14 protein-coding genes are annotated in these 19,283 nt (G+C 60.5%); 8 read left to right on the plus strand and 6 right to left on the minus strand.

Annotation, left to right across the window (positions count from 1 at the left end; translation table 11 throughout):
* The first annotated feature begins 2 nt into the window (after window positions 1-2).
* Window positions 3-4,385, plus strand: coding sequence for a DUF6288 domain-containing protein (locus tag M8N44_RS05725; RefSeq protein ID WP_102728103.1), 4,383 nt, complete (start codon window positions 3-5; stop codon window positions 4,383-4,385).
* 197 nt (window positions 4,386-4,582) lie between these two features.
* Window positions 4,583-5,548 carry a family 16 glycosylhydrolase gene (locus M8N44_RS05730; RefSeq protein ID WP_102722482.1) on the plus strand — a complete coding sequence of 322 codons (966 nt, stop codon included), beginning with the start codon at window positions 4,583-4,585 and terminating at the stop codon, window positions 5,546-5,548.
* 89 nt (window positions 5,549-5,637) lie between these two features.
* On the opposite strand, the gene nagZ is transcribed toward M8N44_RS05730, so the two are convergent.
* Complete coding sequence (nagZ, locus tag M8N44_RS05735) at window positions 5,638-6,702, minus strand: beta-N-acetylhexosaminidase (protein WP_102722483.1); 1,065 nt, start codon at window positions 6,700-6,702, stop codon at window positions 5,638-5,640.
* Between the two features lie 13 nt (window positions 6,703-6,715).
* A complete protein-coding gene (gene pyrE, locus M8N44_RS05740; RefSeq protein WP_022397339.1) occupies window positions 6,716-7,285 on the minus strand; it encodes an orotate phosphoribosyltransferase in 570 nt (189 codons plus the stop codon).
* 132 nt (window positions 7,286-7,417) lie between these two features.
* Here pyrE and M8N44_RS05745 point away from each other — a divergent pair, with 132 nt between their 5' ends.
* From M8N44_RS05745 to M8N44_RS05760, 4 genes are all read left to right on the plus strand, one after another.
* On the plus strand, window positions 7,418-8,065 hold the full coding sequence (locus M8N44_RS05745; RefSeq protein ID WP_022397340.1) for a L,D-transpeptidase: 648 nt from the start codon (window positions 7,418-7,420) through the stop codon (window positions 8,063-8,065).
* Between the two features lie 190 nt (window positions 8,066-8,255).
* A complete protein-coding gene (locus M8N44_RS05750) occupies window positions 8,256-11,183 on the plus strand; it encodes a hypothetical protein (RefSeq protein ID WP_102728102.1) in 2,928 nt (975 codons plus the stop codon).
* A gap of 15 nt (window positions 11,184-11,198) precedes the next feature.
* On the plus strand, window positions 11,199-12,308 hold the full coding sequence (hemW, locus tag M8N44_RS05755) for a radical SAM family heme chaperone HemW (RefSeq protein ID WP_102728101.1): 1,110 nt from the start codon (window positions 11,199-11,201) through the stop codon (window positions 12,306-12,308).
* 219 nt (window positions 12,309-12,527) lie between these two features.
* Window positions 12,528-12,866, plus strand: coding sequence for an RNA recognition motif domain-containing protein (locus M8N44_RS05760; RefSeq protein ID WP_102722486.1), 339 nt, complete (start codon window positions 12,528-12,530; stop codon window positions 12,864-12,866).
* Window positions 12,867-13,109: 243 nt separating this feature from the next.
* Here M8N44_RS05760 and M8N44_RS05765 read toward each other — a convergent pair whose 3' ends face one another.
* Both M8N44_RS05765 and serS read right to left on the minus strand, forming a co-directional pair.
* Window positions 13,110-13,889 carry a hypothetical protein gene (locus M8N44_RS05765; protein WP_022397344.1) on the minus strand — a complete coding sequence of 260 codons (780 nt, stop codon included), beginning with the start codon at window positions 13,887-13,889 and terminating at the stop codon, window positions 13,110-13,112.
* Between the two features lie 36 nt (window positions 13,890-13,925).
* Window positions 13,926-15,206, minus strand: coding sequence for a serine--tRNA ligase (gene serS, locus M8N44_RS05770; RefSeq protein WP_102728100.1), 1,281 nt, complete (start codon window positions 15,204-15,206; stop codon window positions 13,926-13,928).
* Between the two features lie 365 nt (window positions 15,207-15,571).
* Between serS and M8N44_RS05775 the strand changes: the two genes are divergently transcribed.
* Window positions 15,572-16,678 carry a zinc-dependent alcohol dehydrogenase gene (locus tag M8N44_RS05775; RefSeq protein WP_102722488.1) on the plus strand — a complete coding sequence of 369 codons (1,107 nt, stop codon included), beginning with the start codon at window positions 15,572-15,574 and terminating at the stop codon, window positions 16,676-16,678.
* A 63-nt stretch (window positions 16,679-16,741) separates the two neighbouring features.
* On the opposite strand, the gene M8N44_RS05780 is transcribed toward M8N44_RS05775, so the two are convergent.
* Together M8N44_RS05780 and M8N44_RS05785 are read right to left on the minus strand one after the other, a co-directional pair.
* Window positions 16,742-17,260 carry a hypothetical protein gene (locus M8N44_RS05780; protein WP_102749256.1) on the minus strand — a complete coding sequence of 173 codons (519 nt, stop codon included), beginning with the start codon at window positions 17,258-17,260 and terminating at the stop codon, window positions 16,742-16,744.
* A gap of 38 nt (window positions 17,261-17,298) precedes the next feature.
* Window positions 17,299-18,156: a carbon-nitrogen hydrolase gene (locus M8N44_RS05785; protein WP_102722490.1), complete on the minus strand. Its 858-nt coding sequence runs from the start codon at window positions 18,154-18,156 to the stop codon at window positions 17,299-17,301.
* A 103-nt stretch (window positions 18,157-18,259) separates the two neighbouring features.
* On the opposite strand from M8N44_RS05785, the gene M8N44_RS05790 reads away from it, so the two are divergent.
* Window positions 18,260-19,264 carry an AAA family ATPase gene (locus M8N44_RS05790; RefSeq protein ID WP_022397351.1) on the plus strand — a complete coding sequence of 335 codons (1,005 nt, stop codon included), beginning with the start codon at window positions 18,260-18,262 and terminating at the stop codon, window positions 19,262-19,264.
* Window positions 19,265-19,283: the final 19 nt, after the last annotated feature.

The raw sequence follows: 19,283 nt of genomic DNA on the forward strand, positions 1-19,283 counted from the left end.
CCATGGAAACCACTCCCCCACTGCCTTCCGGATTTAATATCAACGGCTACCTTATCCAGTCACTGAAGCAGACGGATGCCCTCTGCCATGTCTATTACGCGTCGGACGCCAACCACGTGCAATACCTGGTCCGTGAATTCTGTCCGCAGGGCCTTGCCGTGCGCGATCCGGAAAGCGGAAAACTGCGTTATCCGGAAACTACGGACATCGAACAGGAAGTCCTTCCGCTGAAAAACGATTTTGAAGCCCAGTTCCGCACCGGCTCCCTGGGGGAAATTCCCGCCCTGGGCACCATGTACCTGGTTTATGCCCTGCCCGGCGTTCATCCCGCCGCGGAGCAGTCCCCGCTTCCGGCTACTCCCGTGGAGCCCCTCCAGCGCGACCAGAGAACCCTGGCCACTCCCGCAGCAGGAGCGCCCCCCGTCCATGCGGTACCCCTTTCCCAGCCCCGGAAAAAGAAAAGCTCCGCCGGCATCTGGATCCTTATCCTGATTCTGCTGGGAGGCGCCTGCGCCGCTTATTACTACACGCAGAAGCCTGCGGAGGACTCCGCCGCCCCGCAGGAACCGTCCAGTACGCAGCCCAAAAAAGAGAAGAAGGAAGCACCCAAACCGGAAAAGAAAGCCGCCCTGCCTGCTGCGGAAGTGGAAGACCCCTTTGAACAGGAAAGCGCCGCCGCGGAGGCCCCCCCGGGTGGAGCAGCGGAACAGCCGGAAGAAACGCCGTCCGCCAGTGCCCCTGAGGAACAGGACGAAGACGGCTCCGCCACTCCCGCGGAAGAACCTGCTCCCGAACCTGAACAGCCTGCCGGAGAGGCGGACGCTCCGGCAGACGACGCCACGTCTGCGGAACAGCCGGAACCGGAAACTCCCACCAAACAGAAGGATGCTCCGGCCCTGGCGGCACAAGCTGCCGTCAAACCCGCCTCCCCCGGCCGTCCGCGCGGAAAAGCCGCCAGGCAGACCACCAACATGGGGGACGTCAACGCCTACGTGAAAAAATTCGCCAAGGCCATGACGCTGAACCAGTGGAGGAAGCAGTACGCCAACCTGTACACGAGCTGGTTCGGCAACTCCGAGGAAGTGGCCAAGGGCTGGATCACCACCTTCGGCCCTCTGGGCTTCCGCGCCCGCGGCCTGGACGCCTCCTGGCCGGACACGAACTTCCGGGGCTTTTTCCCAAAAACCCTGCTGGACCCCAATGGGGAACCCGTGGCGAACCTCTACATGGTCACCCAGGTGATTGAAGGCTCCCCTGCTGAAAAATACGTGAAGGAGGGCGACCTGATCCTGGGCATTGACGGCCAGCCCTTCAAGACGGCCCAAAGCCTGGATGTGCTTTACGGTCCCTACCAGCACCAGGACAGGCGCGGCCTGGACATGCACGCGGGCCTGCTGGTGGACAAGGCGGAAGGCGCCGGAAAAATCACCCTGAACCTCATTCCTGCGGAAAATGTGGAGAAAATCCAGGGCATCCAGCCGCTCTGGAAGGAAGTCTTCCGGGAGGAACGGGCCAAAAAGCCCGTCTCCCTCTCCATTCCGGTGAAGGGAGGCCAGCAGGTGCGCCTTCATGTGGATGACGGCGGCAACGGCATCGGCAGCGACGGCTTCGAATGGTCGGACCTGAGGCTGGAAGGCCCCGGCGGCCCCGTTCCGCTGACCAAGCTCAAGCCCCTGCAATACAGCGTGGGCTACGGCGCGGCCAAATATGACCCCGAGCGCAAGGTGTGGCTGGCTCACGCCGTCTCCTCCCTGGTCTTTGACATTCCCAAGGGAGACTGGAAGCTGAAAGGCACCGGAACGCCCGGAGGGGCGGCCTCCGTAGGTGTGGCTGTCCATGTGGGCGGTTCCGCCACCCTGCCGGACTCCGTGAAGAAATACGTGAAAAACGTCACGTTCAAGATTCCCCAGCTGGGAAGCTACGCTCTCGGCTTCCCGAAAAACTGCGCCAAGAGCAAGGCCGTGGTCCACATGATGAGCGAATGGCTGGCGGCCCAGCAGCGCGAGGACGGCTCCTGGGAACGCCCGGGCGGCTACTGCGGCAACCACTACGACACGGGCTGGGCCGGGCTGGCCCTGATGGCCACGGGCAACCCGAAATATGATCCCGTCATTAAAAAGGCGGCTCAGTACATCGCCTTCTCCGGCTCCCAGTGCTGGTGGGCCGTCCCCCAGGCCTCCGCGGGCATCTTCCTGTGCGAATACTGGCTGCGCTACCGGGACAACTCCGTTCTGCCGGCCATCCGCAACGGCGTGCAGCGCATGAAAAACGAGGTTCTTTACGGGGACTTCGTCACCGGCCACGGCATCCACCCCGGCTATGCGGGCACGGGCGTCAGCATCGGCGGCTCCCACATGTGCCTGTTCCTGGCGCTGGCCAGCAAGACCCCGGCGCGCACGGAAGACGACGTGCTGGACAAGATGATGGACCACGCCCAGTCCATCTGCCCCACCGGCATGGGCCCGTACGGCCGCATGACGGAGGCCTTCACCTTTGAACCCAACCGCGAATGCGGGGGCACCTACTCCGGCCGCCACGGCCCGTACTACATCGCCTCCCTCATCTGCGGGGGACCGGAACTCTACACTAAAAACAGCCGCATCATGTACGGGGAAGGCCCCATCGGCGGCTGCGACCAGGGCCACTCCTCCGAGACGCTCTCCATCATGTGGGCCCTTCCCGCCTACTGGCGGACGAACCCGGAAGTCTACTACAAGAACATGGAGGCGTTCCGCTGGAAGCTGACGCTCCTGCGCCCGTTTGACGGCGGCATGATGCAAAACCCCAACCGCCTGGAACTGATGACGGCAGACCCGGTCATCGGCACCTACATCCGCACCAGCGTCTGGATCACGGCGCTGTGCGCGGAACGCCAGAACCTGGCGATCACGGGCAAGCCGGAATTCCAGGCCAAATCCTTCCGGAAGGTTCCCCCCATCATTGACACGGAATCCCGCTTCCTGAACACCTATGTGCGCAACTGGTCCATGGTCAGCGCCGCGCTGGGCGCCAAGGCTCCCGGCTCCCTGAAATCCGCCATCCGGGAACTGAAAAACATCCCCGTGGAACAGGGCTGCCGCTTCAAGCTCATGAGCGTCGTCAATGCCCGGGCCCTTCCCGTCGCCAAGGCCATCATGGCCATTCCCGGCCTGGACCAGCTCACCAAGGCCACCTGTGCGGAAATGATCCTGGGCATGGACGTGCGCATCTTCTTTGAACCCAAGCGGAAGGACGACAAGCCCCAGCCCGGGGAATACTCCCTGAACGTGGACGTCCAGCAGCCGCTGGGGGGCCGCGCCCTGGGCCTTCACCGCGACAAGGAACTGGAAGGAAAGGCCAATTCCGCCTACAAGTACGACTTTGCCGGCACCGTCCAATTCAGTGACGCCACCACCTTCTCCCCCATGGAAACCATTTCCTGGACCCCCGACTCCAAATTCGGCGGCCAGTGGAACGTGTACTCCTACAAGAAGGAGCTCAGCGGCCCCACCCAGCCGGGCGTGCAGAAAATGAGCGCCAAAATCAAATGGCGCGTGAACGACCTGGACGTGGAATATGACCGCCCCATCGCCGTAGGCGGCTTTGAAGTGGGCTGCGGGGAAAAAGCCCACCCGGTCACCAACTGCAACCACCTGTGGGTGCCGGGCATCCTGATCCGCGACCACGGCAACTGGGGCTGCTCCTTCCACCTGCCGGACGGCACCTACATCTCCGCAGCCTCCCAGGGCAACCAGATAGAGGTGTACGATGAAACCGACAAGAAGAAGGAGAAAACCTGGGTCTCCCCGAACGACTCTTGCCTGACGCAAGGCTCCCGCTGCCTGTTCCGCGTTTCCACGGACTGGCACGGCCTGGAATGCCGCGTGCGAGAACTGAAGCTGCTGGGCAGCGCCACGGAGGAAGTCACGGACTACAAGCTGAAAGCCTCCACCGGAGGCCATGTGGACACCGCCAAGCTGCTGGACCGGGACGCCACCACCATCGAGGAACTGGACGCCTCCCCCACGGAAGACGATCCCCTGGTGCTGGAACTCTCCCTGAAAAACGCCGCCTCCCTGCGCGCCGTGGACATCAAGATTGAAAAGGGGTACAACCGCCTCGTCATTGAAGCCAACAAGGGCGGCAAGTGGATTCCCATCCACTGGGGTTCCCTGGGAGCCGCTACCGCCGGCGTCAGCGATGCGCAGAAAGCCATGTACGCCAATGAGCCAGAGGTGCTGCGCATGCTCCAGCTCCCCGGCAACGGCTTTATCAAGTGCATGAGGACGTTTGAGCCTATCACCACCAACAGGCTGCGCGTCAAGCTCTTCCAGAAGGGGGGCAAGGTCCGCCTGGCGGAACTGCACGTGTACAAGGCGGATTCCGCCAGAAACGTTGCGCGTTAACATTGGGCAGCCTTCCACAACCAACTTGCAATGACAAACCAATCCTTGCCATAAAGAAATCTTCACAGGGGCATGCCCCTGTGAAGAAAAGGGGCTCTACCTCTCCAGCGAGGAAAAGCCCCCTTACACGATATTCGGGCTGCAGGCCCGGTTCTTGGCCATTGACGCCTCTTCCTCCTGTCCCACCCCTCCCTGTTATGTCCATCAGAACAACGCTCCTTCTTCTTTTCCCCATCGTTTCCCTTGCCGGGCCGCCTGCCCTGGCGGCAACCCCGTGGGTCTCCGGCAAAGACTGGGAACTTGTTTTTGAAGACGACTTTGACGGCCCCTCCCTGAATGCCCGCAACTGGAGCCGTATCGATTACGTAAACCATAACGCCCCGGATTGGCGCAAATACCAATCCCAGGACGAAAGCCTTGTGGAATTCCGGGAACAGGACGGCAATTCCGCCATGACCCTGTGGGGAAAATACGGAGACTACACCACCCAGACCAATCAGACCGCCCCAGCCCAGACCTATGCCTGCGGAGGAGTGTACTCTCTGAAAACCTTCCAATTCCAATACGGCTACGTAGAAGTTCGCGCCAGATTCGATTGCGTGCAGGGCGTCTGGCCTGCTATCTGGATGATGCCCAAATCCGACAGCATCGGATGGCCGGCAGGAGGGGAAATTGACATCATGGAACATTTGAATTACGAAGGACGTGTCTACCAGACGATCCACTGGTCTGAAAACGGCGTTCCAAACCAAGACAAATCCCAGGGGGTCACCCCCGGCTGGAGCGACGGCGCTGAAAAAACAAACTGGCACACCTACGGAATGGAATGGACGGAAGAAGGCATCACCTTTTATGTGGACGGAAAGGAAACCGGCTCCTTTAAAAAGCCCAATAATGCAAACTGGCCTTTTGACAAAGACGGAAACGAATTTTACCTGATCATCGACCAGCAGATCGGAGGCAACTGGGTAGAAAATGCAGGGGTTAATAAAGGAATTGACCAGAATACGCTGGCCAACTCCGGAGCCGCGTTCGACATCGACTACGTCAAAGTCTATTCATCAAGCAAATACAACCACCTCGTGCCGGAACCGGCTACAGCCGCGCTGAGCCTGGTTGGAACGGCCATCCTGTTGACTCGCCGCAAAAGGAGCAGACTTTAAACACTCCCTTCCTCCCCCTGTCACGGGGATAAAGCTCCCGGCTTCATTCCCGGCGCACTTTCGGCATAAGGCCGTCATCGGCATTCGCGTCAATACTTCTGAACCGGAGAGGAAGGCGACTCTTCATCCGCCTCCCCTTCCGCCAGGCGGCACAAGGCCTCCGCGCGGCGCAGGCAGGAATCCCACAGTCCTGCCTTTTCCGGGAACGGGAAGCACAGGGAATCGCTCAGCTTCTCCACCCGCTTGAAGGAATCATCCCGGTCATAGGCGTCCAGGCCTTCCAGGCGGGAAGCCACGCCGTCCAGCCAGGAGAGGGGGTCATGGCAAATCAGGGGAAGATCGCACCCGGCCTTCAGGGAAAGCAGGGCGGCTTCATCCGGAGCATGCCGCGCCGCAATCGCCCCCATGCACAAATCATCCGTAAACACCACTCCCCGGAAGCCGAGCCTGTCCCGCAGAAGCCCCCTGATCACCCGTTCGGACAGGGTGGCGGGATAATCGGGATCAATCTGCGGCAGCATGATATGGGCGGACATGATGGAGGAAAGCTCCGGACACAGGGCCAGAAAGGGCAGCAGGTCCGTCTTGAACAACTCACGTTCATCCAGGTCAACCACGGGAAGGCTGAAATGGGGGTCCGCCTGGGCGCGCCCCATGCCGGGAAAATGCTTGCCGCAGCTTTGCACGCCGCCCCGGCGCAGGTTGGAGGAATAAACGCCTCCGCGCGAAATCACGTCCTGGGGATTGTCTCCCCAGCAGCGGCCGGGCAGCGCATTGGCCGCGGACGGGTCATGGCAAATATCCAGTACCGGGGCAAAATTCAGGTTCACCCCCAGGTACCGGAGCGCCATCGCCGTCACCGCGCCCAGTTCCACAATGCCGTTAAAACCGCCGCTCCGCGCCAGAGAAGCGGGAGAAGGCAAATTCAGGCCCAGGGAAGCGGTGCGCACAACCCTGCCCCCCTCCTGGTCCACGGCAATGACGGGATGGTGGCGGCAGAGCTTCCGCAACGTTTCCGTCAGGCTGCGCACCTGCTCCACGGAATCCACATTCCGGGAAAACAGGATGAAGCCGGCCGGCTGCAAACGCAGGATGGCCGCCTCCTCTTCCGCGCCCACTTCATGGCCGCTTATGCCGATCAGGGCGGGGAGCATGAACGGAAAAAAATTATTTGCCCAGCAGGGACGTCCTGGTGTACAGGGGATAAACGGGAATGCCGCGTTCCTCAATCGCCTGGCGGCCGCCTTCCTCGCGGTCCAGCAGCACCAGGGCGGCGGCTACCTTGCCCCCTTCCGCCTCAATGGCGTCAATCGCCTTCAGGGTGGAGCCGCCCGTCGTAATGACGTCATCCACCACCACCACGGTATCCCCGGCCTGGAAATTGCCCTCAATGCGGCGTCCCCGGCCATGGTCCTTCGGCTCCTTGCGCACGGTAAACACCTGGAGCTTCTTTTCAGCCCCTTCCAGAGCGCTGGTCATGCCGACGGCCAGGGAAATGGGGTCTGCGCCCATGGTCATTCCGCCAATGGCCGCCACCTCCGGGAAACGGGGCAGAATCTCCTCCTGCACCAGCTTCCAGCCCAGCGCGCCCACCAGCGTGGCCCCCACGGGGTCCAGGGCGGTCATGCGGCAGTCCACATACAGGTCTGACACCTTGCCGGAAGCCAGCGTAAAGGTTCCCGTGCGCACGGATTTTTCCAGAAGAATGCTTTTCAGAAGGTCGTATTGTTCACTCATGGAGATATGGATGGATGAGGTGGTTGCGCCGTGTATAACAGATACCCCCGGAATAAGCAACGGATAACAGCATGCAAATCTTGACAAAAGGGCGGACAGGCTCCATAACCTGCCTGTCATTCTCCCGTTCCCATGAAACCCGGCATACTGGCATTAGCTTCTATCAGTTCCATTCTCGTTTCCTGCAATCCATATGGAAGGCCCCCCCTGTTTGATAAAATCGCCGGGAAAATCCAGGGCGCGTCCAGCCAGGACAGCTACCTGTCCGGCGTGGGCGCCACCTCCGGCGTGAACACGGACCTGCCGCCGGAAGCCCGCCTGGGCCAGGGATACTGGGACCTGCCTTCGGGCATTCAGGGGGAAAAGCACATCATTATTGACCTCAAGCAGCAGAAAGTCTTCTACTACGTAGGGGCCACGCTGGTGGGCGTCTCTCCCATGTCCTCCGGCAAGGAAGGCTTCGGCACGCCCAGGGGAACCTACAAGATTATCCAGAAGGACGCCAACTACAAATCCGGCACGTACGGCGTTCTGCGCAGCAAATCCACCGGTGCCGTCGTCAACGGGGACTATAACGCCAGGGCCGGCGGCGCGCCCGCAGGAACCTACTTCGACCCCGCCCCCATGCCCTACTGGATGCGGATTACGGGCGGCTACGGCATGCACGTGGGCTTTGTCACCGGATACCCGGTCAGCCACGGTTGCGTGCGTCTCCCGGCAGACATGGCCAAGACGTTCTTTGAACACACACCTCTCGGAACCAAGGTCACCATCCGCTAGCCCTTCCCGGCGGCTCCCTGCTCGCAGGGAGAAAAAGGCCCTCTTCCGGCTTCCTTGAAACGAGGTTTTCCCCTTCTTCCAGACGGGTGCCCGCGCTATGCGGACGCCATGGCACAGCTTCCGCACTCCGGAATTGACAAAAGGCTCCGGACCTCCTTAAATAAATGAGTCTTTGATCTTTTGATTCGTCATGACAGTACCTCAAACCCCTGCCCTTCCGTCCCATTTCAACATAGGCGGCTATAGAATCACGGCGCTTGTAGAAAGCGGTCCGGATTATAACCTGTACCAGGCCATCTCCCCGGAAGGCCAGGCCGTCCTGATACGTGAATTCTGCCCCCAGGGCCTCGTCACCCGTGACCTGGCTACCGGGGAATTGTCCGCGGCCCCGGAAAACCGGGCTCAATTCTCCCAGGCGCAGGAAGCCTTTGAAACCCAGTACTCCGCCAATGCGGAAGGCAAGCTGAGGGGCTTCGGTACCGTGCTCTTCCTTTACCCGCTGGCACAGCCGCAGGCTCAAGCTCCGGCACAGCCCCAGCCGGCCGTTGCCCACGCCCAGGCCCTGCGCCCGGCCAAAAAGCCGCAGCAGCCCCAGCTCCGGAAGCCGGTAATCGGCGCCGTCACGCCCGGCGCGCCGCTGCCCAAGGTAAAGCGTTCCGGCGGCTTCCCCGTCATCACGGTCATCGTTACCGGAATGCTCGCCCTCTTCGGCTTCCTGGGCTACCAGATCCTCAAGGACAAAAAGGAACCCGTCGCCAAAACCGTGGCGCCCCCGGTAGTGGTTCCGCCCAAGCCCAAACCCAAGCCCGCTCCGCCCAAGCCGGAACCTGTGGTGGTTGCCCCGGAACCGGAACCCATCGTCGTGGCGCCTGAACCGGAACCTGAGCCTGAGCCAGAACCGGTCGCGCCCGATCTTTCCCCCTCCCCGCAAGTCATCGCCATGGAAAAGGCGCTGCGGGAGGAAGCCATGGCCTCCAAGGGCAAATTTTCTGAAAAGCTTCTGGCTAAATACCCCCTTTACGCGGAAGCCTACGTGCGCGACTACGTGAAAAAGCGCGGCGGCACCTTCTCCCCGGACTTTGAAAAATGGCTGAAAAACACTAAGAACAACCGTGAAGTCTTCGCCATGTTCTTCCCGCCGGACCCCAGCGTCGCCACCAATGTGGCCTTCATGATTGATGAACTGGGCCTGGAAATGACGGAAAAATACAACCAGCTCGTCCTGGCCTTTGCGGTGGGACGCCGCGAATTCGGCATGGGCGCCTTCGACCTCACCCAGCAGGGCCGCTACATTGACGCCCTGGGCAAACTGAACGGCTTGAGGTCCTCCGGCGTCATGCCTCCGCCCGCGGACCTGTACTGCGCCGGCAAGCCCCCTGTGAACTGGTACGGAAACGCTCCGCGCACGGTGGATGAAGAATGCTACAAAAAGGTGGAAGCCTACCTGGACCGCAAGAAAATCACGCCCAAGCAGGCATGGATCAACAAATACCCCACGGTCTCGGAAATAGGGGACACCGCCATTACGGAAGGCAACCTGGCCGGCTTCCTGCACGAATACCTGTACCGCCACGGCCAGCTGAGGCGCAAGAGGGACCCGTTCCCCACCCCGGTGGAATTCTTCACCTACCTGGTGGACAAATATGAAAACTGCAGCAAGCTGCGGGACGTGGACCACAAGCGCGTGGAATGGACCGGCGTGTCCCTGGAAGGAACGCCCTGGCCGGCCATGATGGCCCTCTCGGAAACGCGCCCCCTGCGGGAATGCGACAGCGTGTGGGAACGCTACATGGGCCAGCGCGGCCCGACGCGCCTGTGGCTGTACGGCCCCTACCGCATGGATGACGACAAGGAGCCGCCCATCCTGTTCAGCTTTGACCCTGATCCGGAATGGTCCCGGGAATCCAATGAACGCAAGCTTCATGAAGGCGGCGTTTGCGGCACCATGTCCCTCATCTCCCGCAACTCCCAGATTGCCCGCGGCATCCCCGCCGCCCCTGCCGGACAGCCCGGCCACGGCAACCTGATGACCACCAACTTCAACGGCAACGGCTGCTGGCTGAGCGTGGGCCAGAGCGTAGACACCCTGAAAGCCACCACGGGATTCTGGTACTTCCGGGACTCCAAGGCGCCGCGCACCGGGAATGCGGAATACCAGTCCGGACTGGCCCTGTCCATGAACATCGACTACGAGAAATTCATCGACAGCCGCTTCGCCATGAACATCTACAAGCTCGCGGGCGCGAACTCTTCCACGGAAGAGGCTCAAGACCCCTCCGGCACGCTGCCCAGGGAATTCACGCAGACCGCCATGAGAACCGTTCTCAAGGCCAACCCGTTCTACACGGAAGCCTGGTACACGCTCTTCAAGCAGGCTCCCCAGGACCTCATGGGGGCCACCAAGATGGTGGATGAAGTACGTGAGGCCCTTCCGGACGGCATGGGCATCAGAAAGCTCTGGAAAACGCGCAAATACGTCTCTTCCGTAGGCCGCGGGGACAAAAACGGCAAGGAAATGCTGGCCAACCACGCCAAGGAATACGTCAATGTGCTCTGCTCCGTGATTCTGGAAAACGCCCTGAAGCAGGAACATGACTACAAGACCTTCCAGTGGGCGGACCTCATGTCCTGGCTCAAGTCCGAGTCCAAGCGCAACTCCTACCCGGAACCCCAGGCCGCCTACCAGATAGCCTATGCCAAGGCCCAGGGCACGGACAGGCTCAAGAGGACCGTGGACAGGGGCTTCAAGAAAGCCCTCAACTTCTACCGGGATGAAAACAATGCCCTGAACGCTCCCAAGGACGTGGATCAGGAGGAAATGTCCTTCTCCCTGGACGCCCTGTGCCTGGCCCTGCCCAAGGAGGAACTGATCCCCTGGATGAAAAACATGGTGGACACCTGCCCGGACGGGTTCAGGTACAAGCCCAAGAACAAGAAGGAAACGAAAATTCACCCCTTCTACAGTGCCCTGACGAAGAACTACATGTCCCTGGCCGACGGTACGGAAAAATCCCGCGTCAAGAAGGAGATGAAGGACTCTTCCGCCAGGATTCTGGAACTCTCCCAGAACAAGAAGGGCGACGGGGAAGGAACCTCCGGACGCCGCCGGAGACGCTGATTCCCGCCGCACCCCGTGCATCTTTACGTCCACATCCCCTTCTGCCACCGCATCTGCCCGTACTGCGCCTTCTTCAAGCACACGCCGGCCTCCACGGACATGAAGCTCTTCATCCGTGCGCTGGGGCGGGAGGTGGAATCCCGCGCCGCCGCCCTGTCCACGGACCGCGGGGGGGAAACGGCCACGCTCTACTTTGGGGGGGGAACGCCTTCCATGCTCTCGGACACGCACCTGGGACGCCTCATGGAAACCCTGGACCGGCTCGTGCCCGTAGACAGGCTGGACGAATTCTCCTTTGAGGCCAACCCCGCCACCTTTACGGAAAAAAAAGTGCGCTTCTGGCGTAGCCTGGGCATGAACCGCGTCTCCCTGGGCGTGCAATCCCTGGACCCCGGCATTCTGCATCTGCTGGGACGCGAACACACCCCGGAACAGGCCCTGCACTCCGTGGAAATGCTGAAAAACGCGGGAATGCCCCATATCAACATGGACCTCATGTTCGCCATTCCGGGGCAAACCCTCTCCACCTGGGAAGCCACCCTCAGGGAAGCCGTCCGTGCCGGAACGGACCATGTCTCCGCCTACAACCTCACCTATGAGGAAGACACGGAATTCTTCCGGAGCCTGCTGCGGGGGGAAAAAAGGCAGGATCCGGACGAAGACGCAGCCTACTTTGAACTGGCGGAACACATGCTGGAAGCGGCAGGCATGCAACACTATGAAACCTCCAACTACGCCCGGGAGGGCTGCCGCTCCCCCCACAACATGGCGTACTGGAAGGGTGAGGACTACGTGGGCATAGGCCCCGGCGCAGTCAGCACCATCAACGGCATACGGTACTCCAACACGCGGGACACGGACGCCTACATACGCAGCACGCTGGAAAACGGCCTCCCCCTCTCCGAACAGGAACCCGTCACCGCGGAAGACTACCGCCTGGAACGCATTGCCCTGATGCTCCGGACGGATGAAGGGCTGCCATTGAAATATATCCTTCCGGAATCCCGCCCCCTGCTGGAACAATACCGGGAACTGGGCCTGGCGGACATTTCCCCGGAACAAAGGCTCATCCTGAAAGGCCGCGGCCGACTGCTCGTGGACGCCATTGCGGCGGAACTGTGCTGACGGAGGGGATTTTTCTTCTCAAAAGGCTGCGGTTCCCGGCATCCATGGAAGCCGGATGTTGAAATAATCAGGCATGAGCCATATTATTCTTGGCATTTCAATATCCAGAGGATATTCTGTCCTATAGACAATGGTGTCTGCGTATTCGGATTTTAACTTCTAATCCCGGCTCTTCGGGAATGCATTTAAGAATAATCAGATCACTTGTCTTTTGATCATATGAACACAAAAATGTACGTAGGGAATTTGTCCTTCAATTCCACCGAACAGGACCTGAGGGATTTGTTTGGTTCCCATGGCGAAGTGACTGAAGTATTCATTCCAACCGACCGTGAATCCGGAAGGCCCAGAGGTTTCGCATTCGTCACCATGGATTCCACCGATTCCATGAACGATGCCATTTCCGCCCTGAACGGAAATGAGTTTCAGGGTCGCCCCCTGGTTGTCAATGAAGCCAAACCGCAGGCCAACACAGGCGGCGGCGGTGGAGGCGGTTACCGTGGCAATGGCGGCGGCGGCAGACGCGACAACAACGGCTATGGCCGCAACCGCCGCTAACAGCGGTAAAATTGCGGGAAGAACATTCGCTTCTTCCTGATCACCACACTTCCAGTAAGGCCCGGCGCTTTCATGCTCCTGGCCTTATTATTTATACAAGGCTTCCCGGGAAAGGCCATTCTCCGGGAAGCCTCTTTTTATGGCTGCATGGAATCCCGGAGCGCTGCCTGCCCCGTGCGGCCTTTCATCAAGCCAGCCGCTTCACCGGACTATTCCTCACAACGGGAATGTCCTCCCCCCCGTTCAATCTATCTGGAACTGGCGCGCCATTTTTTTCAGCCACCAGTCCCGGTGCCGCATTTCATCCCTGCTGCGTTCCAGTTCCCGGAGCTCGCTGCCGCGCAGCCCTCCCTTCATGTACCGTTCATCCAGCTTGCGCGCCTCCACCCGCGTATCCTTCCGCAGGGCCTTGTAAAACTGGGCTCCCGTTACCAGCCCGCTGGCGGCTCCCCCCTGGCCCACCAGGTTCATGTAAAGCTTCCTCAGCCTGTTGTAATCCTCCACCACCCGGTTGTATTTCAAAGCGGCGTACTGGTAGCGTTCCTTCCAGTCCTCCGGACCGGGATTGACCAGGCGGTCCTCCACGGAGCCGGGTTCCGGCGCGGGAGCCGGGGGAGCCTGTCCGCGGGAAGGCAGCGGCGTAAGCGGCGGAGGCTGGGGAACGGGGCGACGGCTCGTCCCGGGAATGCCATTGCCCGTCATGGAAAGGGGGGAACGTTCCGTCAGCAGGCTGTCCATGCGCATCTGCTCCAGCGTTTCCAGCAAATGGGCACGCTCCTTTTGCAGGGAAGCATTCGCATCGCGTTCTTCTGAAAGCGACTCTTTCAGCGTCCGCATGCCGCCGGACATTTCCGAATAAATCAGCGCATACGCCCCGATGCACCCCAGCAGAAAGCCCAGGCCCAGCATGATTCCCCTCTCCCGCCACGGTCCGGGACTGCGTTCCGGAGCCGGTTCCGGAACGTCCGGCTCCGGCTCATGGGAAACAGTCAGGTAGTGTTCCAGCGGGCCCTCGTCAGGCATGGGCTTGATTCAGGGTTGGGACGTGAAAATGCCGGTTCAGCCCTGTTCCGGGCGGATGCTGTCCGCGCCGAAGTACGGCACGAGCGCTTCCGGAATGCGGATGGAGCCGTCCGGCTGCTGGCAGGTTTCCAGCAGGGCTACGTACAGGCGCGGCAGAGCCGTGCCGGAACCGTTCAGGGTGTGGCAGAACTGGTTCTTGCCGTCCGCGTCCTTGTAGCGCAGGCGCATGCGGCGCGCCTGGTAGTCCGTAAAGCAGGAGCAGGAGGAAACCTCCAGATACTGCCCCTGGCCCGGAGCCCATACTTCAATGTCATACGTCTTGGCGGAGGAAAAGCCGAGGTCGCCCGTGCAAAGTTCAATCACGCGGTAGTGAAGCTCCAGCTTCTGAAGAATGGATTCCGCATGGCTGCGGAGCACTTCCAGCTCCCGGAAGGAGTCTTCCGGCTTCAGAATCTGGACCAGCTCCACCTTGTCAAATTGGTGGACGCGGATCATGCCGCGGTTGATGCGTCCGGCGCTCCCGGCTTCCCGGCGGAAGCAGGGCGTGTACGCGGCCATCTTGATGGGCAGCTCGCTTTCCTGTAAAATGGTGTCCCGGTACAGGTTGGTCACGGGCACTTCCGCCGTGGGAATCAGGAACATCTGCTGGTCTTCCGTGCCGTACATGTCTTCCTCAAATTTGGGGAGCTGCCCAGTGCCTTCCATGCACTCCCGCTTGACCACAAAGGGAACGCCCACTTCCTGATAGCCGTTCTCCCCGGTCTGCGTGTCCAGCAGGAAGTTGATCAGGGCGCGTTCCAGGCGCGCGCCCGCCCCACGGTATACCACAAAGCCGGAGCCCGTGATCCGCGCGCCGTCTTCAAAGGAAATCATGCCCAGGTTCGCGGCCAGCTCCACATGGTCCTTCGGGTTCTCAATGGCGGGTTTCTCTCCCCACAGCTTGACCTCCGGGTTGGCCGTTTCATCCGCGCCCACGGGGCATTCCGGATGCGGCAGGTTGGGAATGTTCATCAGCAGGGAGGTGAGCTGGGCGGAATTCTCTTCCGCCAGGCGGTCCAGCTCCCGGATGCGGTCCCCGATTTCGCGCACGCGCGCTTCAATGGAGGAGGTGTCCTCCCCCTTCTTCTTGAGCATGCCGATCTGCTTGGAGGTGGCATTGCGCTCGGACTGCAAGGCCTGCTTTTCCGTCTCGGCATTGCGGCGCGCTTCATCGCACGCCAGAACGTCATCAACAAGCTTCCACGCGTCTCCGCTGCGGGGCTTCAAACGCGCTTTCACTTCTTCCGGATTTTCTCGTATTACACGGATGTCGAGCATAACGCGCACAGCTTGCACTCCATCCCTCCGCCACGCAAGCCAAATGAACGGACTTTCATGGAAAAACTGCACCTGCAATAACGTGCCTTTTACTCCGGCGCGGCGCGGTTACTGCGGAAAAACACGCCGGGAGCGCCGCATGCCATGAAGCGCTCCCGGAGGCTTTTTGATGATAGCTGGAGAGACAGCGGAAGATTTGCTGAACAGTTTCCGGAAACCACTGTTTTTATGCGTTTTCCCTGGATGCGGGAGTATTGCAAGAAGGGGCAAAAGGGGAATTTTTCTCCGTTTTCAGCAAGTTAATTCCCTTTCATTTTTATTTGTTCTTGAAGAGTTCAAACGGCAAAGGGTAGTGTAGGAGCACTATGCAACAAACCGCACGCGCCGCTGTCCTGACAGCTCCCAAGACATTTGAAATCCGTGAATACCCCATTCCCGCCATCGGGGATGATGAAATGCTGATCAAGGTGGAAGCCTGCGGCGTTTGCGGCACGGACGGCCACGAGTACAACCGGGACCCCTTCGGCCTCTGCCCCGTGGTGCTGGGCCATGAAGGCACCGGGGAAATCGTCGCCATGGGCAGGAATATCACGAAGGACACGGCGGGCAATCCCCTGGCCCTGGGGGACAAGATCGTCACCTGCATCATCCCCTGCGGCACCTGTGACGCCTGCCTGAATACCCCGGCCCGCACCAACCTGTGCGAGAACGTGGGCGTGTACGGCCTGATGCCTGACGACGACGTGCATTTGAACGGCTACTTCGGGGAGTACCTGGTCATCCGCAAGGGTTCCACGTTTTTCAACGTTTCCGGCATGACGCTGGACCAGCGCATTCTGGTGGAGCCCGCCGCCGTGGTGGTCCATTCCCTGGAACGCGCCAAGTCCACCGGACTGCTCAAGTTCAATTCCGTGGTGCTCGTGCAGGGCTGCGGCCCTATCGGCCTGCTCCAGATCGCCGCGCTGCGCACGCTGGGCATTGAAACCATCATCGCCGTGGACGGCAATGATTCCCGCCTGGAACTGGCTAAGGAAATGGGCGCCGCGCGCACGTATAATTTCACGCATTACGCGGACCTGGACGGCCTCCTTGACGCGGTGAAGAAAGATAACGGCGGCCGCCTGGCGGATTTCGTCTTCCAGTGCACGGGCGTAGGCAAGGCCGGGGCAAACGCCTGGAAGTTCGTGAAGCGCGGCGGCGGCCTGTGTGAAGTGGGCTTTTTCATGGACGGCGGGGAAAGCGTCATCAACCACCATTACGACCTCTGCAACAAGGAAGTGACCGCCGTGGGCTCCTGGGTGTATTCCCCGCAGGATTACCCGACCACGTTCGACTTCCTGAAGCGCGCCTACGGCATCGGACTGCCGCTGACCAAGCTGATTTCCCACCGCTTCAAGCTGGATGAAATCACGGAAGCCCTGGAAACGAACGTCCAGATGAAGGGCATCAAGATTGCCGTCATCTGCGACTAAGCGGAAACTCTTTTTCTTACCTCAACGCCGTTCCTCCGGGAGCGGCGTTTCCAGAGGGGAACGTCACTCATCCAATCCAGGGTAGATATCCTTCCAGTCCAAAAAACGCTCCGTATTGGGAGGAACAGTCATGATAGCCGCGACTTTTCTTTTCAATTGCACCAATGCGTCAGGGTCAAGAACCATGGGTTCGCTCACTTTAAGGTACGCCCCTTCCCGATGCACCTGTCTCTCCAGCGTCAAATATTTCTTGATGACGCCGTCGGAATCCAGGGCGGCATCAATGACGAAATGCAGCAGGAAGCCGGACTCCTGAAGGAAAAAATCAAATTCATAAATCCAGGAAAAACAGCAATTCTCGTCGTCTTCCTCCTTATCATCATTCAGCTCCCTTCTGGGGATTCCGGAATCATACAGACGGTTCAGTTCCTGCAAGAGGGACAGGATGTGTTCACGTCTCAACACGGTTACCTGGCACCCCTGCTTTCCCAGCATTCCCTGCCGACAATCGATGACTAATTCACGGCACTGTCCTTCCATGGCAAGAAGCACTTCCACGGCCTGCTCCCGTTGCCGGTCCATGGGTTCCCGCGAATACATGAGCTGGGTCTTCTACAGATTCACTTTCCCCACCGTTCCGTGATGCCGCCGTAGGAGTCTATGCGGCGGTCGCGGAAGAAGGGCCAGATGCGGCGGTGGTCTTCCAGCGCGTCCAGGTCCAGCTCCGCGTACAGGATGGCTTCATCGCTGACGGGGGCCTTGGCGACGATTTGGCCGTAGTAGTCCGCCACGAAGGACTGCCCCCAGAATTCGCTTTCCCCTTCCGTCCCCACGCGGTTGACGGCGCAGACGTAGCACCCGTTCGCCACGGCGTGGCCGCGCTGCACGGTTTCCCACGCGCAGTGCTGCTGTTCCCCCAGCAGGGGTTTTTCCTCCGGCAGCCAGCCGATGGCCGTGGGGTAAAAGATGATTTCCGCCCCCTGCATGGCCGTCAGGCGCGCGGCTTCCGGGTACCACTGGTCCCAGCAGATGAGCACGCCGATGCGCCCGAATTTGGTCTCAAACGCCTTGTAGCCCAGGTCGCCGGGGGTGAAGTAGAATTTTTCCTCAAAGCCGGGGTCCTGCGGAATGTGCATCTTGCGGTACATGCCCAGGAACGTTCCGTCCGCGTCCACCACCCAGGCGGTGTTGTGGTACAGCCCGGTGGCGCGCTTTTCAAAGCCGGAGGCCACGATCACCACGCCCAGTTCAGCGGCCAGCTTGCAGTGGGCTTCCGTCAGTTCTCCGGGAATGGGTTCCGCCAGGTTGAAAAGGTCGCATTCCTCTGTCCTGCAAAAGTATTCCGTGGTGAAGAGTTCCTGCGTGCAGATGATCTGCGCCCCATGGGCGGCGGCCTCCCGGATGGCGGCTTCCGTCTTTTCCTTGTTCACGGAGGGCCGGGCGTCTGCGGACAGTTGAATGAGTGCGATTTTCGGCATGCCCCTTCCTTACCCCGTTTCCCCTCCCATTCCAAGCAGGGAAAATGAATGCGGCGCGATTATTTGATGGAAAAGGGCATGAAAAGTGTTATGTACATGCAATATGGAACCCACCACCCCATCTCTGCCTGACGACGACGTAGCCGCCATTGACCGGCTCGGCGCCATTTACAAGGAGCTTTCCGCGGAATTGAGCAAGATCATCATCGGCCAGCAGCGCGTCGTGGAGCTGCTGAGCATCGCCCTGTTCTCCCGCGGGCACGCGCTCCTGATGGGCGTTCCCGGCCTGGCGAAGACGCTGCTGATCAGCTCCGTGGCAAAGACGCTGGACCTCAGTTTCAACCGCATCCAGTTCACGCCGGACCTGATGCCCGCGGACATCACCGGCACGGATATCATCCAGGATGATTCCGCCGGCGGCAAGCGGCAGTTTGAGTTCATCAAGGGCCCGGTCTTCGCCAACATCGTGCTGGCGGACGAAATCAACCGCGCCCCCGCCAAGACCCAGTCCGCCCTGCTGGAAGCCATGCAGGAGCGCCGCGTCACCGTCATGGGCCGCACCTTCACCCTTCTGCCTCCCTTCTTCGTGCTCGCCACCCAGAACCCCATTGAGCAGGAAGGCACCTATCCCCTGCCGGAAGCCCAGCTTGACCGCTTCATGTTCCTGATTGAAGTGGATTACCCCACGGAGGAGGAGGAAATGCGCATCGCCCGTGAGACCACCGGAAACCGCAGCGAGGAGCTCAAGCACGTCCTCTCCGGGGAGGAAATCATTTTTTACCAGGACCTGGTGCGCCGCGTGCCCGTCCCGGAACATATTTACGAGTACGCCGTGAAGCTGGTGCGCGCCACCCGCCCCTCCCTGGAGACTTCTCCGGAATGGGTGAAGCAGTACGTGGCCTGGGGCGCGGGCCCCCGCGCCGTCCAGTTCCTCATTCTGGGGGCCAAGACCCGCGCCGCCCTCCAGGGCAGCTACATCGTCCGCAAGGAGGACATAGACGCCATTGTGGAGCCCGTGCTGATGCACCGCGTGGTCACGAACTTCGCCGCGGAGTCCCAGGGCATCACGCCCCGCAAGGCCGTGGCGCGCCTGGCGGCGGAAGTGTGACCGTTCCGGCGTAATCCAT

The organism is Akkermansia massiliensis (genome assembly GCF_023516715.1).
GTDB classification, from domain to species: Bacteria; Verrucomicrobiota; Verrucomicrobiia; order Verrucomicrobiales; family Akkermansiaceae; genus Akkermansia; species Akkermansia massiliensis.

What these genes read in the sequence shown, in the direction of transcription:
- pyrE (WP_022397339.1), bottom strand. Translation starts at nt 7,285, where the DNA reads ATGAGTGAACAATACGACCTTCTGAAAAGCATTCTTCTGGAAAAATCC.
- M8N44_RS05780 (WP_102749256.1), bottom strand. Translation starts at nt 17,260, where the DNA reads ATGGACCGGCAACGGGAGCAGGCCGTGGAAGTGCTTCTTGCCATGGAA.
- nagZ (WP_102722483.1), bottom strand. Translation starts at nt 6,702, where the DNA reads ATGCTCCCCGCCCTGATCGGCATAAGCGGCCATGAAGTGGGCGCGGAA.
- M8N44_RS05745 (WP_022397340.1), top strand. Translation starts at nt 7,418, where the DNA reads ATGAAACCCGGCATACTGGCATTAGCTTCTATCAGTTCCATTCTCGTT.
- M8N44_RS05765 (WP_022397344.1), bottom strand. Translation starts at nt 13,889, where the DNA reads ATGCCTGACGAGGGCCCGCTGGAACACTACCTGACTGTTTCCCATGAG.
- serS (WP_102728100.1), bottom strand. Translation starts at nt 15,206, where the DNA reads ATGCTCGACATCCGTGTAATACGAGAAAATCCGGAAGAAGTGAAAGCG.
- M8N44_RS05725 (WP_102728103.1), top strand. Translation starts at nt 3, where the DNA reads ATGGAAACCACTCCCCCACTGCCTTCCGGATTTAATATCAACGGCTAC.
- M8N44_RS05785 (WP_102722490.1), bottom strand. Translation starts at nt 18,156, where the DNA reads ATGCCGAAAATCGCACTCATTCAACTGTCCGCAGACGCCCGGCCCTCC.
- M8N44_RS05730 (WP_102722482.1), top strand. Translation starts at nt 4,583, where the DNA reads ATGTCCATCAGAACAACGCTCCTTCTTCTTTTCCCCATCGTTTCCCTT.
- M8N44_RS05775 (WP_102722488.1), top strand. Translation starts at nt 15,572, where the DNA reads ATGCAACAAACCGCACGCGCCGCTGTCCTGACAGCTCCCAAGACATTT.
- M8N44_RS05750 (WP_102728102.1), top strand. Translation starts at nt 8,256, where the DNA reads ATGACAGTACCTCAAACCCCTGCCCTTCCGTCCCATTTCAACATAGGC.
- M8N44_RS05790 (WP_022397351.1), top strand. Translation starts at nt 18,260, where the DNA reads ATGGAACCCACCACCCCATCTCTGCCTGACGACGACGTAGCCGCCATT.
- M8N44_RS05760 (WP_102722486.1), top strand. Translation starts at nt 12,528, where the DNA reads ATGAACACAAAAATGTACGTAGGGAATTTGTCCTTCAATTCCACCGAA.